Here is a 15,328-nt window from a genome sequence, read left to right as displayed (position 1 = left end):
GGCGCACGCGCGTCGTTACCCAACAACAGGAGACACACATGCAGAAAGTCCTGCACATCAACCCGGACAAATGCACCGGCTGCTTGCAGTGCGAAATGGCCTGCTCTTTCGAGAACTATGGCACCTATGCCACCTCCAAGTCGCGCATCAAGGTGTTCGACTTCCACCACACGGGCAAGAAGGTGCCCTACACCTGCACCCAGTGTGACGAAGCCTGGTGCCTGCATGCGTGTCCGGTGGAGGCCATCACGGTGGACAAGCTCACCGGTGCCAAGGTGGTCAATGAAACCACCTGCGTGGGCTGCAAGGTCTGCACCATCGCCTGCCCGTTCGGCACCGTCAACTATGTGCAGGAAACCGGCAAGGTGCAGAAGTGCGACCTGTGCGGCGGCGAGCCGGCCTGCGCCGATGCCTGCCCGACCGGCGCCATCACCTTCATCGACGCCAACTGGACCGGCCTGGACCGCATGAAGCAGTGGGCCGACAAACTGGGCAACCAGGCCGCGGCCGCTTGATACGGAAGGAGAAAGACATGTCTTGGGCTGGAAAAATCCTGCGCGTCAATCTGACGGCCGGCACCGTCACCCCTGAGCCGCTGAACATGGAGTGGGCCCGCGCCTATCTGGGCTCGCGTGGCTTGGCGGCCAAATACCTCACCAGCGAAATCGATCCCAAGGTCGATCCGCTGTCGCCCGACAACAAGATCATCTGGGCCACCGGTCCATTGACCGGCACCATGGCCTCTACCGGTGGGCGCTACACCGTCACCACCAAAGGGCCGCTGACCGGGGCCATTGCCTGCTCCAACTCCGGCGGCTACTGGGGTGCCGAGCTCAAGATGGCGGGCTGGGACATGATCATCTTCGAAGGCAAATCGCCCCAGCCGGTGTATCTGTACGTCAACGACGATGTGGCCGAGCTGCGCGATGCCGCGCACCTCTGGGGCAAGTCGGTCTGGGACACCGAGGAAATCCTCAAAACCAGCCTGCAAGACCCGCTGCTGCGCATCTCCAGCATTGGCAAGGCCGGTGAAAACGGGGTGCTCTATGCGGCCGTGGTCAACGACTTGCACCGCGCGGCCGGGCGTTCGGGCGTGGGCACCGTCATGGGCAGCAAGAACCTCAAGGCGATTGCGGTGCGGGGGACCAAGGGCGTGGGCAATGTGCGCGACCCCAAAGCTTTCATGGCCGCCACCAAAGCCGCCAAAAAAGTGTTGGCCGACAACGCCGTGACCGGCCAAGGCTTGCCCGCCTACGGCACCCAGGTGCTGATGAACGTGATCAACGAAGTGGGCCTGCTGCCCACCCGCAACCACCGCGACGTGCAGTTCGAAGGCGCCAAGGACATTTCGGCCGAGGCCATGCTCACCCCCCGTGCCAGCGATGGCAAGAAGCACCTGGTCACCAACCAGGCCTGCTTCGGCTGCACCATTGCCTGCGGGCGCGTCAGCAAGATCGACGAGACCCATTTCAGCGTGCAGAACAAACCCCAGTACTGGGGGGCCAGCGGCGGATTGGAGTACGAGGCGGCCTGGGCGCTGGGCGCGGCCAACGGCGTCAACGATCTGGAGGCCCTGCAGTATGCCAACCTCATCTGCAACGAGCAGGGCATGGACCCGATCAGCTTTGGCGCCACCGTAGGCGCCGTCATGGAGCTCTATGAAATGGGCGTGCTGACCAAGGAGCAGATCGGCATCGAGGCGCCGTTCGGCTCGGCCCGGGCGCTGTGCGAGCTGGCCGACATGACGGCCAATGGCGTGGGTTTTGGCAAGGAGATCGGCCTGGGCTCCAAGCGGCTGACCGCCAAGTACGGGCACCCAGAACTGTCCATGAGCGTCAAAGGGCAGGAGTTCCCGGCCTACGATGGGCGTGTGGCGCAGGGCATTGGCTTGGCGTACGCCACCAGCAATCGGGGGGCCTGCCACCTGCGCGGCTACACCATTGCTTCGGAGGTGCTGGGCATTCCGGTCAAGACCGAGCCCACCGCTTCCGAAGGCAAGCCGGAACTGGTCAAGGCCTTTCAGGACGCGACCGCGGCCTTCGACTCGGCCGGCATCTGCATCTTCACCAGCTTCGCCTGGACGCTGGCCGATGTGGCCCCGCAGCTGCAGGCGGCTTGTGGCGATGAGTTCACCATGGAGCAGCTCAACCTGATTGGTGAACGCATCTGGAACATGGAGCGGGAATTCAACAACGCCGCCGGCTTCACCAAAGCCGATGACACCTTGCCCCAGCGCCTTTTGACCGAGGCGGCCAAGACCGGGCCGGGCAAGGGGTCGGTGAGCAAGCTGCCTGAGATGCTGCCGAAGTACTACGAAGTCCGCGGCTGGGATGCCGAAGGCCGGCCCACCGCTGCCACCAAGGCCCGCCTGGGTCTGTAAGCCCATGATGCATCACCTGATCCTGGGCGCCGGCCCGGCCGGGGTGATCGCGGCCGAGACGATCCGCAAGCACGCGCCCAACGACCGCATCACCCTGGTGGGCGATGAGCCGCAGCCGCCGTATTCGCGCATGGCCATTCCCTACCTGCTCATCGGCCACATCGATGAGCCCGGGACTTACCTGCGCAAGTCACCCGACCATTTCGCGCGGCACCGCATCGACATCGTTCGCGGCCGAGCCACCCGGCTCGATGCCGCGGCCCGCACCGTCACGCTGGACGATGGGCAGACACTTGGCTTCGACCGGCTGCTCATTGCCACGGGCTCGCACCCGGTCCGTCCGCCGATTCCCGGCATGGACCTGCCGGGGGTGCACCCCTGCTGGACGCTGGAGGACGCGCGCGCCATCATGCGGCTGGCCCGCCCCGGGGCCCGCGTGCTGCAGATGGGGGCCGGATTCATCGGCTGCATCATCATGGAGGCGCTGAAGCAGCGAGGGGTGACCCTGACCGTGGTCGAGATGGGCGACCGCATGGTGCCGCGGATGATGGGGCCGGCGGCCGGCGGCATGATCCGGGCCTGGTGCGAAGCGCAGGGCGTGCGGGTGTTCACCGGCACCAAGGTGGAGGCGATCGAGCGCGCTGCTGGCGAGGCCTTGCGGGTGCGCCTGTCCAACGGCGAGGCGCTGGAGGTGGATTTGGTCATCAGCGCCACGGGCGTGCGCCCGGCCATCGGCTTTCTGGAGGGCTCGGGCGTGACCTGCCTGCTGGGCGTGCTCACCGACGAGCACATGCAGACCAATGTGCCCGGCATCTACGCCGCTGGCGACTGCGCCGAGGCCTTCGACAAGGTCAGCGGCAAGGCCATCGTCAGCGCCATCCAGCCCAACGCGGCCGATCAGGCCTATGTGGCGGCCATGAACATGGCCGGCAAGCCCGCCGAACTCAAGGGCGTGACGCAGATCAACGTGCTCGACACGCTGGGCCTGATCTCGGCGAGCTTTGGCAACTGGGAGGGGGTGCCTGGCGGCGAATCGGTCGAGCGGCACGACCCCGAACGGCACCGGGTGCTCAGCCTACAGTTCGATGGCGACGTCATGGTCGGCTGCAACAGCGTGGGCTGGACCGAGCACATCGGCGTGATGCGCGGCCTGGTGGAAGGGCGCGTGCGGCTGGGTCCGTGGAAAGACCGCCTGCTGCAAGATCCGACTCAACTCATGAAAGCTTATCTGGCCACGGCACAGGCTCAGGGGCGCTGGAGCGGCCCGGCCGATGCCCGGCGCCGTTGATGCCCCGATGCGAGTCACCCTCAAACTGTTTGCCACCCTGGGCGACTACCTGCCTGCAGACGCCCGCTTCAATCAGGTCGAGCTCGATCTGGAAGCCGGCACCACTGTGCAGGCGGTGATCGAGCGCCACAACCTGCCTCCGAAGCTGGTGCATCTGGTGCTGGTCAATGGGCATTTCGTCCCGCCCCAGGAACGATCGGGCCGTGCGCTCGCCGAAGGCGATGTGCTGGCCATTTGGCCCCCGATTGCAGGCGGCTGAAGCGGTGCAATCGGTTTACGCCGAGGCGTTCGAGCGCGAAATGGCCAGCAGCGTGAGCGAGTGGCTGGACCGCCTGCCGCAGGCCATCGGCCCATGCCTCTGGGAGCGGCTCAGCGACTCGGCCGCCGTGGTGCGCTGGCCGGATGGCAGGTTGCGGCTGTGCTGGCAGCCATTGCCAGACCGCGTGATGGGCTCGATCCGGCTGCCGCGCCTGGCGGTGGCGTTTCGGTTCGAGGGCTTGAGCGCCGAGCAGCGTGCCCAATTCATGCGGCGCTTTGATCTGGTGCTGCAGCGCGGTGGCGGTTGATCCTGGGGCTGCGTGGCCAGCCCCGGGCGCTCAGGCGCGGCGTGCCAGCCAAGCCAGCAGCGGCCAGGCAGCCACGGCCACCACGGCCCCAGCCCCCAGTGCGCTGCTGCCCAAGAAGGCCCAGTCCACCCAATATTTCAGTTCGCTCAGGCTGGAGGCCGTCAATGCCGGCGCCAGCACAAACACGACGATGGCCGCAAACACCCCGAGGATGAGGGTGGAAGGCAGCGCGCGCCGCCATTGGGCGCCGGGCGAGCGCCACACCGCCACCAGCAGGGCGAGCCACGCCAGCGCCCCGATGGCGAGAAACCCGAACGCGGGGCGCAGGATTTCGTAAATGATGTTGAGTCCAAGCCAGATTTCGTACATGCGTCTCTCCTGGTGTCAGGCGCGGCCTTTGAGCACGGCGATGTAAGCCGGCTTGAGCATGCGGTGCTTCATCACCCAGGCAAAGTAGCTTTCCTGCATGGGGTCGATCATCGGCAGCGTGGGGGTGAGCCGGCCTTCGTAGTCGAACTCGATCAACATGGCCGAACCTTCCCGCAGAATCAGCGGGCAGGAGGTGTAGCCGTCGAATTGCTGGCTCGGCTCCCGCCCGTTGATCACGTCGATCAGATTGGTGGCCACCATCGGGGCGCTTTTCTTGACGGTGGCGGCGGTCTTGCCGCGGCGAGTGCCGTTGACATCGCCCAGTCCGAACACATTCGGGTAGCGGCGATGGCGCAAAGTCTGCTCGTCCACCTCCAGCCAGCCGCCAGCGGCAAAGGGACCTTCTTTCCAGGCCAGATCGCTTTGGCGCACCACGTCCGGCGCGCTCATGGGGGGCACCACGTGGATAAAGTCGTAATCCACGGTGCGGCTTTCCCCTTCGGGCGAGGTGAAGGTGGCGCGCCGGCTGCCGATGTCGATGCCGGTGAGCCGCTCGTTGTATTCCACGCCGATGCCCAGATCGCTCCAGCGCTGGAGGATGCTGTCGTTGACGGCTTTGACGCCAAACACCGCGCCGATGCCGGAATAGAAGGTGATTTGGCTGTTGGCCAGCGTGCCGGCCTGCCGCAGTCGGTCGGCCAGCATGAAGGTCATCTTGAGGGGGGCGCCGGCGCATTTCAGCGGCGTGGCCGGCAGCGTCATGACGGCTCGGCCGCCGGTGCCACGGAAAGCGTCCATGGCCGACCAGGTGGCGGCTGCGGCATCCACGCTGGCGTACACCGAGCCCAGGCCGTTTTGCCCGATGGCGGCCACGTCCATGCCTTCGATGGCACCGTAGTTGAGTTGTACCCCGGTGGCCACCACCAGAAAGTCATAACCGATGCGCTGCCCGCTGCGGGTGACCACGGCATTGGCGGCAGGGTCGAACTCGGCCACAAAGTCTTTCACCCATTCCACCCCGGCAGGGTGGTAGCGGTCGTTGCGGTCCACCACCTTGCTGGCTGGCCACACGCCACTGGCCACCAGGGTCCATCCCGGCTGGTAGTAGTGCGCTTCGCGTCCATCGACGATGGTGATGCGTGCGCCATCGAGCCCTTTGCTCAAGCGGTTGGCCACGGCAATGCCCGCCAGCCCACTGCCCACGATCACGATGCGGGCGTTGGTTTTCGTGCGGGCCTGCGCGGGCAGACTGGCGCCGCTGAGGGAGGCCGCCAGCGGCATGGCGGCCAGACTGCCCAGCAGTCGACGGCGTTGGGGATCGGCGGATTTCATGGCTTGCGTCCTGACATTCATACTCCTGGGGGTGTGAATGTACAGCCATGAAACCCTCATGGTTTTGATTTTTCTCAAACCAGGCCGCCCCAGAAGCGGGCCTGGCGAGGTGCGGCTCAGCGGACGCTTCGGCGTGCGGGTGCTGCGGCGCCAGTGCGCTGCTCGATGTGGCGGAAGGTGATGCGGCCTTTGGTCAGGTCGTAAGGCGAGAGTTCGAGCGACACCTTGTCGCCTGCCAAGATGCGGATGTGGTGTTTTTTCATCTTGCCGGCCGAGTAGGCCACCAGGGTGTGGCCGTTGTCCAGCGTGACGCGGTAGCGCGAGTCGGGCAACACTTCATCCACCTTGCCCTGCATTTCGATGAGATCTTCTTTGGCCAAGGGTCTTTCCTTTAAAAAGGTTTGCGCACTGCCCAGTCGTGCGGGCAGTGGCATGGGGTTGACAGGGTGGTCCAATGGCCTGCGGGGCTAGTGCCGCAACGCCAATGCCACGCAGCAGGCATGGGCCGCCAGCGGGAACCACACGAAAAAAAACGCCCGCCACGCCATTGAAGCTGACGCCTCGGAAGTACCGGCAGGCGCTTCAGGGGGCTGATGACCCGGAAGGGTCAAGGGCGAGTCATGCAACAGAGGTTGCAACGGCGAGAGGGCCGCAACCTAAGTATTTTAACCGCTCAGGGCCGGCTTGACCACCACCATTGTGCGCTCAGTATGCCCAACCACGTCAGCGTCAGGGAGCCAAACAGATGCAGGCCCCCGTTGAGCAGGGCCAGGTTCACCCGGCCGCTCTGCAGCATGGCCACCGTCTCGACCGAAAAGGTGGAAAAGGTGGTGAGTGCACCCAGCAGCCCGGTGACGATGGCCAGACGCCAGGTGGGGTCGAGCCCGCTGTGCTGCTGGAAGAACACCACCGCCACGCCCACGGCGTAGGCACCGATCCAGTTGGCGGTCAGTGTGCCCCAAGGCAGCAGTTGGCCGGGGTTGAGCCAGACACTGAGCTGCCAGCGACTCAAGGCGCCGATGCAGGCCCCCAGGCAGATGGCGACGACGGTGAGCATGGCCGCAGTGTAACCCGCCGTCAGAGCAGTTCGCCACCCAGGGCGGCCGTCAGGTCGTTGATGAGGGCGCTCAATTCGCCGGTGGCAATGGCCGCGTCGGCATCGAAGCCGCCTTCGTCTTCGGCGCTGGCGTTGTCTTCGAACACACCGTCCAGGAAGGCGATCTTGCTCAGCACCGTGCTTTCCGTGAGCACGAAGCTCACACGGCCATCCCAGTCGAGCGCGAGTTTCGTCGGCAGCTTGCCCTGGCTGATGTGCAGCCGCATCTGTTCCTCATCCAGGTGATGGCGGGTGAACTTGACGACCGATTTGAGCTCGTCGGACGACTTCAATTCCACCTCCCGGCCGGGGGCAAAGTGGGCGGGCCAGTCGTCGGCGCTGCCGCTGAGCCAGGCCGTCATGGCGGCTTGGGGTGACATCTGGGTGTTGAACGGGCTGAGCTGCAAGCCGTCCAGCCCTTTGACCAGGGCGGTGATGACGGCGTCGGCGCGGGCCTGGCTGCTGGTGTCCAGGATCAGGCGGCCGGCCTGCAAGTCCATCCAGACCATCACGCTGGCCGTTTTGGCAAAGGCCATTGGCAGCAGCGTCTGCACGATTTCGTCGCGCAGCTCGCGGCTTTCCTTGCGGCCTGGCTTGCGGCCTTCCTGGGCTTCGATTTGGGCCACGCGCTCGTCGAGGTGGCGCTTGATGACCGAGCCAGGCACGGCCTTGGTCTCGATCTGGAAGCGCAGGATGCGGTGTCCCCCCACGAGTTCTACCAGGGCGCCATGCGCCTGGCCGCGGGGCGGCACCCAGCCCATCGATTGGTCTTGCGTGGCGCCGCAGGGCTCGAATGGCATGGCGGCCAGCGCTTCTTCCATCTGCTCCACCGGGGCCGACCAGCCGGCGCCGATGCGGTAGATCATCACATGCTTGAACACGGGTTCCCTTCTTGGCGTAGTGAGCCCGGCATCTTAGTGGATGCCGGGCCGTGGCAGGCGGGAAATGCCTGGGAGGGCAGGCACTCGTGTCAGCGCGTCACATGCGCGAAGGCAGCCAGGTGGCAATGCCCGGGAACCACCACAGCAACAGCAGCGCCAGCGCCATGAGCGCGAAGTAGGGGGCGGTGACCTTGGCGATGTAGGTGATCTCGCGCCCTGTCATGCCCTGGAGCACGAACAGGTTGAAACCCACGGGCGGCGTGATCTGCGCCATCTCCACCACGATGACCACAAAGATCCCGAACCAGATGAGGTCGATGCCGGCACCGCTGATGGTCGGCAGGATGACGCCCATGGTCAGCACGATCATGGAAATGCCGTCGAGAAAGCAGCCCAGCAGGATGTAGAACAGCGCAATCGCCAGAATGAGCATGCCGCTGGACAGGCCCAGCCCGGTGACGAACTCGGCCAGTTGGCGCGGCAGACCGATGTAACCCATCGACAGGGTGAGGAAGGCTGCGCCCGCCAGGATGAGCGCGATCATGCAGTACAGGCGGGTGGCGCCGAGCAGTGAATCGCGGAAGCTGCGCCAATTCAGCGAGCCTTGGGTGGCCGACAAAATGAGCGCCCCCACCACACCGACGGCAGCGGCTTCGGTGGCCGTGGCCACGCCGCTGTAAATGGAGCCGATCACGCCGCCGATCAGCAGGACCACCGGCAGCAGGTGACGCGATTCCCACAGCTTGCGGCCAATGGTGGTAGCGGCTTCGGCGCGGGGGACCTTGTCGGGGTTGAGCAAGGCCCAGACCATGAGGTAGCCACTGAACAGCCCACCCAGCAGCAGCCCCGGGAGCACCCCGGCCATGAACAGCTTGGCAATCGACACCTCTGCCGCCACGCCATAGACGATCATGATGATGGACGGCGGGATCAGCAGGCCCAGCGTGCTGGCGCCACCCAGGGAGCCGATGATCTTGTCGGCCGGGTAGTTGCGCTGGCTCAGCTCGGGGATGCTCATCTTGCCCACGGTGGCGCAGGTGGCGGCCGAGGAGCCCGAAACGGCGGCAAAGATGGTGCAGCCCACCACATTGGTGTGCAGCAGGCGCCCCGGCAGCGGGTTCACCCAGGGGGCCAGCCCCTTGAACATGCTTTCCGAAAGCTTGGTGCGGAACAGGATTTCCCCCATCCAGATGAACAGCGGCAAGGCCGTGAGCGTCCAGCTGCTGGAGGCCCCCCAGATGGTGATGGCCATGGCGTCGCCGGCCGGTCGGGAGGAAAAGAGTTCCATGCCGATCCAGGCCACGCCCGCCAGCGTGAGGCCGATCCACACGCCACTGCCCAGCAGGGCAAACAGCGCGACGATCAGGGCAAAAGTGAGGATGGCCTCATTCATGGGGCGGGTCTCCGGCCTGGCTGGGCGCAGGGCGGCGCTGGCCGCGCCATTCCAGCACCCACTCGTCGAGGAAGGCAATGAACAGCACGGTCGTGCCAATCACCATGGTGATCTGGGGTATCCACAGGGGCGTGGCGTCGCTCGAAGTGGAAATATCGTTGAACAGATGGGACTGCCAGGCCAGCCGAGCGGCATAGAAGGCAAACAGGCCCGACAGCAATACCGCGATGCTCAGTGACCACAGTTCCAGCACGCGGCGGGCTCGCCCTTGTAGCTTGCCAATGATGAGCGTGACGCGGATGTGTTCGTTGCGCTTGAGCGTGTGCGCCAGCGCGAGGAAGCCGGCGCCGGCCATCGCGTAGCCCGCGTAGGCATCGGTGCCGGGCACGTAGAAGTGGAACAGGCGGCTGGCGATGGACAGCAGAACCATCAGCAGCACGCCGATCATGAAAAGCGCCGCCAGCCAGGCGGCGCTCAGGTACAGGGCGTCGAGCAGGCGGCGCATGGCGGGTTTACTTGCGGAAGGCGATCATCAGGGCCTGGCCTTCGGGTCCGGCCTTCTCCAGCCATTCCTTGAGCATGGTCTCACCGACTTTTTCCATGTCGGCCTTGAGCTGGGCCGATGGGGGCAGCACCTCCATGCCGTTGGCCTTGAGCGTGGCCAGGGTGTCGGTGTTGACCTTGCGCGAGGCTTCCCAGCCGCGCTTCTCGGCATCGGCGGCGGCCTTGAGCACGGCGTCCTGGGTTGCCTTGTCGAGGGCGTTGAAGGCCCGTTTGTTCACGATCACCGCGTTCTTGGGCAGCCAGGCCTGCACGTCGTAGTAGTACTTGAGGTGCTCGTAGAGCTTGCTGTCCACACCCGTGGCGCCGGAGGTCATGTTGGCCTCGACCACGCCCGTGGCCAGCGCCTGCGACAGTTCGGCGGCCTGGACCGTGACCGGCTGGGCGCCCACCAGTTGGGCGATGCGGGTGGTGGACGGGCTGTAGGCGCGCCACTTGCTGCCGCGCAGGTCGGCGGCGCTGTTCAGCGGCTTCTTGCTGTAGATGCCCTGGGGCGGCCAGGCCACGGCATACAACAGCATCATGCCTTGCTCATCGAGCTTTTTGGCCAGAATGGGCTTTTGCGCTTGGTACAGCCGGAAGGCGTCGTCATAGCCGGTGGCCAGGAAGGGGATACCGTCGGCACCGAAAATCTCCCACTCGTTCTGGTAAGCCGCCAGCAGGATTTCACCGATCTGGGCTTGCCCCCCTTGTACCGCGCGCTTGATCTCCGGCGCCTTGAACAGCGAGGCATTGGCATGTACCGTGATTTTCAGCTTGCCACCGGTGGCTTGATCGATATCGGCCGCGAACTGGTTGAGGTTGACGGTGTGAAAGTTCGAGGCCGGGTAGGCCGAGGGGAGGTCCCAGCGGGTCTGGGCTTGAGCCAGGCTGCCAAAGGCCAGTGCACTGGCGGCCAGGGTGAGGGTGAACAGGCGACGCTTCATGTGATGACTCCAATCGGTGCAAAAGGTTGAGATCGGGAAACACGTAGCAAAGGACGGGCCAGGCCCGCTGTCCGGCCAGAGCGCTGGGCGCCCGACAAGGCGTTGCCATTGTGCGCGTGGCCTGTGCAAAGTGTCATGCGTGTTTTCCCTAAATGTCAATAAATTGTTGGCAATTTGTTGGAAAAATTCTTAGACTACGGCGTCGTCATCCTGCACAGGAGAAGTGCCCATGCCCCGTTCACGTGCCGCAGGCCAGCCTGGTGCGGCCGGCAGCCTCGACAAGCCGCGCATCGTGTCTTCGGCCCACCTCGTTTCCCCGCAGAGCGCCGAGATGAGCGAGTTCGAGTTTGGCCTGATCGTCGCCGGCAATGCGTTCCACCGCTGGATCGTCCATTGCATGAGTGCGGCTGGTCTGAAGGATCTCACGCCGCTGGACGTGCTGGTGCTGCACCATGTGACGCATCGCGCCCGCGACAAGCGGCTGGCCGATATTTGCTTCATCATGAACGTGGAGGACACCCACCTCATCAACTACTCGCTCAAGAAGCTGCAAGGGTTGGGGGTGGTGGCGTCGAGCAAGAACGGCAAGGAAGTCACCTATGCCGCCACCGACACCGGCAAGGCCTATGTGGAGCGTTACCGGGCGATCCGCGAGGCCTGCCTCATCAACGCGCTCAAGGCGGATGATGCGCTCAACCGTGACATCGGTGAACTGGCACGGCTGCTGCGCGTGCTCTCCGGCGTGTATGACCAGGCGGCCCGGGCGGCGGCCTCCATGTAACTCTTTTCAAGTCCATCATGCAAACCACACCCACCCAGACCCTTGACGCTCGCTGGCAATTCTGGATCGACCGCGGCGGCACCTTCACCGACATCGTGGCACGGCGGCCCGACGGCAGCCTCACCACGCACAAGCTGCTGAGCGAGAACCCCGAGCAATACCGCGACGCGGCGGTGGCCGGCATTCGCCACCTGCTGGGCCTGCAGCCCGGCCAACCCATCACGCCTGAGCAGGTGGAGTGCGTGAAAATGGGCACCACCGTGGCCACCAACGCGCTGCTGGAGCGCAAGGGCGAGCCCACGCTGCTGGTGACCACGCGGGGCTTTCGTGACGCGCTGCGCATCGCGTACCAGAACCGGCCGCGCCTGTTCGACCGCCACATCGTGCTGCCCGAGCTGTTGTACGAGCGCGTGATCGAGGCGCAGGAGCGCATGAGCGCCCAAGGCGAGGTCATCGAGCCGCTGGACGAGCTCCACCTGCGCGAACGCCTGTGGGCCGCCTACGACGCCGGCCTGCGCAGCGTGGCCATCGTGTTCATGCACGGCTACCGCTACACCGCGCACGAGGCCCGTGCCGCCGAACTGGCGCGCGAAGTGGGCTTCACGCAGATCAGCACCAGCCACGGCACCAGCCCGATGATGAAATTCGTCAGCCGGGGGGACACGACGGTGGTGGACGCCTACCTCTCGCCCATCCTGCGCCGTTATGTGGACCAGGTGGCGGCCGAGATGCCGGGTGTGCGTCTGTTTTTCATGCAGTCCTCCGGTGGGTTGACCGATGCCCACGCCTTCCAGGGCAAGGACGCCATCCTCTCCGGCCCGGCAGGGGGCATCGTGGGCATGGCGCGTACCGCCAGCCTGGCCGGGCATGGCAAGGTCATCGGCTTCGACATGGGGGGCACCTCCACCGACGTGAGCCACTACGCGGGTGCTTTCGAACGCGAGTTCGAAACCCAGGTGGCCGGTGTGCGCATGCGTGCGCCCATGATGAGCATCCACACCGTGGCGGCCGGCGGGGGCTCGCTGCTGCAGTTCGATGGCGCCCGTTTCCGTGTGGGACCCGAGAGCGCAGGCGCCAACCCCGGCCCGGCCTGCTACCGCCGTGGCGGTCCGCTGGCCGTGACCGATGCCAATGTGATGGTGGGCAAGCTGCAGCCCGATCACTTCCCGCGCACCTTCGGCCCCCAGGCCGACCAGCCTTTGGATGCCGACGTGGTGCGCCGGCGCTTTGCCGAACTGGGGGCGCAGACCGGACTGAGCCCCGAAGCCTGCGCCCAGGGTTTCATCCGCATCGCTGTGCAGCAAATGGCCAACGCCATCAAGAAAATCTCGGTGGCGCGCGGTTATGACGTGACGCGCTACACCCTGCAATGCTTTGGCGGTGCCGGTGGTCAGCACGCCTGCCTGGTGGCCGACGCGCTGGGCATGACGAAGGTGTTCGTGCATCCGCTGGCAGGCGTGCTCAGCGCCTACGGCATGGGCCTGGCCGACCAGAGCGTGATGCGCGAGCAGGCGGTGGAAGTCCCGCTGGAGGCGGGGGCGCTCGCCGGCATCGCCGCCCAACTCGATGCGCTGGCGGCAGCCGCCACCGATGAATTGCAGCGCCAGCAAGTGGGGCGAGGGCAGGTGGTGGTGCACCGCCGGGTGCATGTGCGCTACGCCGGCAGCGACTCGGCGCTGGTGGTGCCGTTTGGCGACTTGGCCACCATCGTCGCGGGCTTCGAGCAGGCATATCGCCAGCGCTTTGCCTTCGTCATGAAGGGCAAGCCCTTGGTGGTGGAAGCGGTATCGGTCGAGGCGGTGATCGGTGGTGAGGCGCCGGCCGAGCAGGCCCGGCCACTTGCCCCGGCGCGGGAGACGCCACGCCGGGCCACCGTGCGCGTCTATACCGAAGGGGTGGACGGCGCCGACGCCTGGCACGACGCTGCCCTGGTGGTGCGTGAAGACCTGCGCCCCGGCGACGTGATTCCCGGCCCGGCCATCATCGCCGAAAAAAACGCCACCACCGTCGTGGAACCCGGCTGGCAGGCCACGCTCACCGCGCTCGACCACCTCGAATTGGTGCGCACCGTGCCGCGTGCGCAACGCTTTGCCGCCGGCACCCAGGTGGATCCGGTGCTGCTGGAGGTGTTCAACAACCTGTTCATGAACATCGCCGAACAGATGGGGTTGCAACTGCAGAACACGGCCTACTCGGTGAACATCAAGGAACGGTTGGACTTTTCCTGCGCGTTGTTCGACGCCGAAGGCCACCTGATCGCCAATGCCCCTCACATGCCGGTACACCTGGGCAGCATGGGCGAAAGCATCCAGACCGTGATCCGCGAGAACCGGGGGCGCATGAGGCCTGGCGACGTGTACGTGCTCAACGACCCCTACCACGGCGGCACCCACCTGCCCGACGTGACCGTGATCACCCCCGTGTACGTGGGTGATGTGGCAGAGCCCACCTTCTACGTGGGCTCGCGCGGCCATCACGCCGACATCGGCGGCACCACCCCGGGCTCCATGCCGCCCTTTTCCACCCGCATCGAGGAAGAGGGCGTGCAGATCGACAACTTCCTGCTCGTCCAAGGCGACGGGCGTGGCGGCGGCACGTTGCGCGAGGCCGAATTGCTGGCATTGCTGGGCAGTGGACCCTACCCGAGCCGCAATCCGCAGCAAAACCTGGCCGACCTGAAAGCGCAGATCGCCGCCAACGAAAAAGGCGTGCAGGAACTGCGCAAAATGGTGGAGCAGTTCGGGCTGGACGTGGTGCAGGCCTACATGCGCCACGTGCAGGACAACGCCGAGGAAGCGGTGCGCCGCGCCATCGACCGGCTGGCCACGCGCCTGAAAAACGGTCAATTCACCCTGCCGCTGGACAACGGCGCGCAGATCCGCGTGGCGGTGCGCATCGACGCGGCCAGCCGCAGCGCCGTGATCGACTTCACCGGCACCAGCGAGCAGCAGACCAACAACTTCAACGCCCCCAAAGCCGTGTGCATGGCGGCGGTGCTGTACGTGTTCCGCACCCTGGTGGACGACGACATCCCACTGAATGCCGGCTGCCTGAAGCCCTTGCAGGTGATCATCCCCGAAGGCTGCATGCTCAATCCGAATCCGCCGGCCTCGGTGGTGGCGGGCAATGTCGAAACCTCCACCTGCATCACCAACGCGCTCTTTGGCGCACTGGGCGTCATGGCCGGTGCCCAGCCCACCATGAACAACTTCACCTTCGGCAACGCCCAGCACCAGTATTACGAAACCATTTCGGGCGGCAGCGGCGCTGGTGGCGAGTTCGACGCGCACGGGCGGCTGGTGGGTGGCTTCGACGGCACAGCGGTGGTGCAGACCCACATGACCAACTCGCGCCTGACCGACCCCGAGGTGCTGGAATTCCGCTTCCCGGTGCGGCTGGAAAGCTACGAAATCCGCCACGGCTCGGGCGGGGCCGGTCGCTGGAAGGGGGGCGATGGGGGTGTGCGGCGCATTCGCTTCCTGGAGCCCATGACGGCGAGCATCCTGTCCAACGGCCGGGTGCATCCGGCCTTCGGCATGGACGGTGGACAGCCCGGCGCGCCGGGTATCAATCGGGTCATCCGCGCCGACGGTTCGGTAGAAACGCTGGCGCACATCGGCCAGGCCGACATGCAACCGGGCGATGTGTTTGAAATCCATACCCCTGGTGGAGGCGGGTTCGGCACCCATCCTGCGGCCAACAGGTGACATTCCCGTCTGACGGGCGCATACTTGACACTGTTGTCCGTCAGACGC

General features: G+C 65.6%; 15 protein-coding genes. 7 read left to right on the top strand and 8 right to left on the bottom strand.

Annotated elements, in window-relative coordinates:
* Positions 1 to 38: 38 nt before the first annotated feature.
* From DFR43_RS02205 to DFR43_RS02185, 5 genes are read left to right on the top strand one after another with little or no spacing between them, the layout of a single operon-like run.
* A complete protein-coding gene (locus DFR43_RS02205) occupies positions 39 to 515 on the top strand; it encodes a 4Fe-4S dicluster domain-containing protein (protein ID WP_133595734.1) in 477 nt (158 codons plus the stop codon).
* Positions 516 to 532: 17 nt separating this feature from the next.
* Positions 533 to 2,380 carry an aldehyde ferredoxin oxidoreductase family protein gene (locus tag DFR43_RS02200; protein ID WP_133595733.1) on the top strand — a complete coding sequence of 616 codons (1,848 nt, stop codon included), beginning with the start codon at positions 533 to 535 and terminating at the stop codon, positions 2,378 to 2,380.
* Between the two features lie 7 nt (positions 2,381 to 2,387).
* Positions 2,388 to 3,668 (top strand): NAD(P)/FAD-dependent oxidoreductase, encoded by a 1,281-nt coding sequence (locus tag DFR43_RS02195; protein WP_133595862.1) that lies wholly within the window; start codon positions 2,388 to 2,390, stop codon positions 3,666 to 3,668.
* A 7-nt stretch (positions 3,669 to 3,675) separates the two neighbouring features.
* Positions 3,676 to 3,927, top strand: a complete 252-nt coding sequence (gene thiS / locus DFR43_RS02190) for a sulfur carrier protein ThiS (RefSeq protein ID WP_133595861.1) — start codon at positions 3,676 to 3,678, stop codon at positions 3,925 to 3,927.
* A 4-nt stretch (positions 3,928 to 3,931) separates the two neighbouring features.
* Positions 3,932 to 4,234, top strand: a complete 303-nt coding sequence (locus DFR43_RS02185) for a hypothetical protein (protein ID WP_245988802.1) — start codon at positions 3,932 to 3,934, stop codon at positions 4,232 to 4,234.
* A 30-nt stretch (positions 4,235 to 4,264) separates the two neighbouring features.
* Here the strand turns inward: DFR43_RS02185 and DFR43_RS02180 are convergent, their stop codons facing one another.
* The 8 genes from DFR43_RS02180 to DFR43_RS02145 form a co-directional block, all read right to left on the bottom strand.
* Complete coding sequence (locus DFR43_RS02180) at positions 4,265 to 4,603, bottom strand: hypothetical protein (RefSeq protein ID WP_133595731.1); 339 nt, start codon at positions 4,601 to 4,603, stop codon at positions 4,265 to 4,267.
* A 15-nt stretch (positions 4,604 to 4,618) separates the two neighbouring features.
* Positions 4,619 to 5,935, bottom strand: a complete 1,317-nt coding sequence (locus tag DFR43_RS02175) for an NAD(P)/FAD-dependent oxidoreductase (RefSeq protein WP_211338583.1) — start codon at positions 5,933 to 5,935, stop codon at positions 4,619 to 4,621.
* Positions 5,936 to 6,051: 116 nt separating this feature from the next.
* Positions 6,052 to 6,315, bottom strand: a complete 264-nt coding sequence (infA, locus tag DFR43_RS02170) for a translation initiation factor IF-1 (protein ID WP_133595730.1) — start codon at positions 6,313 to 6,315, stop codon at positions 6,052 to 6,054.
* A gap of 293 nt (positions 6,316 to 6,608) precedes the next feature.
* Positions 6,609 to 6,992, bottom strand: a complete 384-nt coding sequence (gene crcB, locus DFR43_RS02165; protein ID WP_133595729.1) for a fluoride efflux transporter CrcB — start codon at positions 6,990 to 6,992, stop codon at positions 6,609 to 6,611.
* Positions 6,993 to 7,012: 20 nt separating this feature from the next.
* Positions 7,013 to 7,912, bottom strand: a complete 900-nt coding sequence (locus DFR43_RS02160) for a recombination-associated protein RdgC (RefSeq protein WP_245988801.1) — start codon at positions 7,910 to 7,912, stop codon at positions 7,013 to 7,015.
* Positions 7,913 to 8,009: 97 nt separating this feature from the next.
* A complete protein-coding gene (locus tag DFR43_RS02155) occupies positions 8,010 to 9,305 on the bottom strand; it encodes a TRAP transporter large permease (protein ID WP_133595728.1) in 1,296 nt (431 codons plus the stop codon).
* Positions 9,298 to 9,810, bottom strand: a complete 513-nt coding sequence (locus DFR43_RS02150) for a TRAP transporter small permease (protein WP_133595727.1) — start codon at positions 9,808 to 9,810, stop codon at positions 9,298 to 9,300. The genes DFR43_RS02155 and DFR43_RS02150 overlap by 8 nt, the downstream gene beginning before the upstream one ends.
* 7 nt (positions 9,811 to 9,817) lie before the next feature.
* A complete protein-coding gene (locus DFR43_RS02145) occupies positions 9,818 to 10,792 on the bottom strand; it encodes a TRAP transporter substrate-binding protein (protein ID WP_133595726.1) in 975 nt (324 codons plus the stop codon).
* Between the two features lie 229 nt (positions 10,793 to 11,021).
* Between DFR43_RS02145 and DFR43_RS02140 the strand changes: the two genes are divergently transcribed.
* Positions 11,022 to 11,573 carry a winged helix DNA-binding protein gene (locus tag DFR43_RS02140; RefSeq protein ID WP_133595725.1) on the top strand — a complete coding sequence of 184 codons (552 nt, stop codon included), beginning with the start codon at positions 11,022 to 11,024 and terminating at the stop codon, positions 11,571 to 11,573.
* Between the two features lie 17 nt (positions 11,574 to 11,590).
* Positions 11,591 to 15,280: a hydantoinase B/oxoprolinase family protein gene (locus DFR43_RS02135; RefSeq protein WP_133595724.1), complete on the top strand. Its 3,690-nt coding sequence runs from the start codon at positions 11,591 to 11,593 to the stop codon at positions 15,278 to 15,280.
* The last annotated feature ends 48 nt before the right edge of the window (positions 15,281 to 15,328 follow it).

It is taken from the genome of Tepidicella xavieri (assembly GCF_004363315.1).
GTDB lineage: Bacteria > Pseudomonadota > Gammaproteobacteria > Burkholderiales > Burkholderiaceae_C > Tepidicella > Tepidicella xavieri.
Note: the sequence above shows the minus strand (reverse complement) of the source record. Positions and strands in the feature narration are given on the sequence as shown.

Excerpts from the sequence above, each read along its gene's own strand:
- DFR43_RS02200 (WP_133595733.1), top strand. The coding sequence starts at position 533 with ATGTCTTGGGCTGGAAAAATCCTGCGCGTCAATCTGACGGCCGGCACC.
- DFR43_RS02155 (WP_133595728.1), bottom strand. The coding sequence starts at position 9,305 with ATGAATGAGGCCATCCTCACTTTTGCCCTGATCGTCGCGCTGTTTGCC.
- thiS (WP_133595861.1), top strand. The coding sequence starts at position 3,676 with ATGCGAGTCACCCTCAAACTGTTTGCCACCCTGGGCGACTACCTGCCT.
- crcB (WP_133595729.1), bottom strand. The coding sequence starts at position 6,992 with ATGCTCACCGTCGTCGCCATCTGCCTGGGGGCCTGCATCGGCGCCTTG.
- DFR43_RS02135 (WP_133595724.1), top strand. The coding sequence starts at position 11,591 with ATGCAAACCACACCCACCCAGACCCTTGACGCTCGCTGGCAATTCTGG.
- DFR43_RS02150 (WP_133595727.1), bottom strand. The coding sequence starts at position 9,810 with ATGCGCCGCCTGCTCGACGCCCTGTACCTGAGCGCCGCCTGGCTGGCG.
- DFR43_RS02195 (WP_133595862.1), top strand. The coding sequence starts at position 2,388 with ATGCATCACCTGATCCTGGGCGCCGGCCCGGCCGGGGTGATCGCGGCC.
- DFR43_RS02175 (WP_211338583.1), bottom strand. The coding sequence starts at position 5,935 with ATGAAATCCGCCGATCCCCAACGCCGTCGACTGCTGGGCAGTCTGGCC.
- DFR43_RS02180 (WP_133595731.1), bottom strand. The coding sequence starts at position 4,603 with ATGTACGAAATCTGGCTTGGACTCAACATCATTTACGAAATCCTGCGC.
- DFR43_RS02140 (WP_133595725.1), top strand. The coding sequence starts at position 11,022 with ATGCCCCGTTCACGTGCCGCAGGCCAGCCTGGTGCGGCCGGCAGCCTC.
- DFR43_RS02145 (WP_133595726.1), bottom strand. The coding sequence starts at position 10,792 with ATGAAGCGTCGCCTGTTCACCCTCACCCTGGCCGCCAGTGCACTGGCC.
- DFR43_RS02205 (WP_133595734.1), top strand. The coding sequence starts at position 39 with ATGCAGAAAGTCCTGCACATCAACCCGGACAAATGCACCGGCTGCTTG.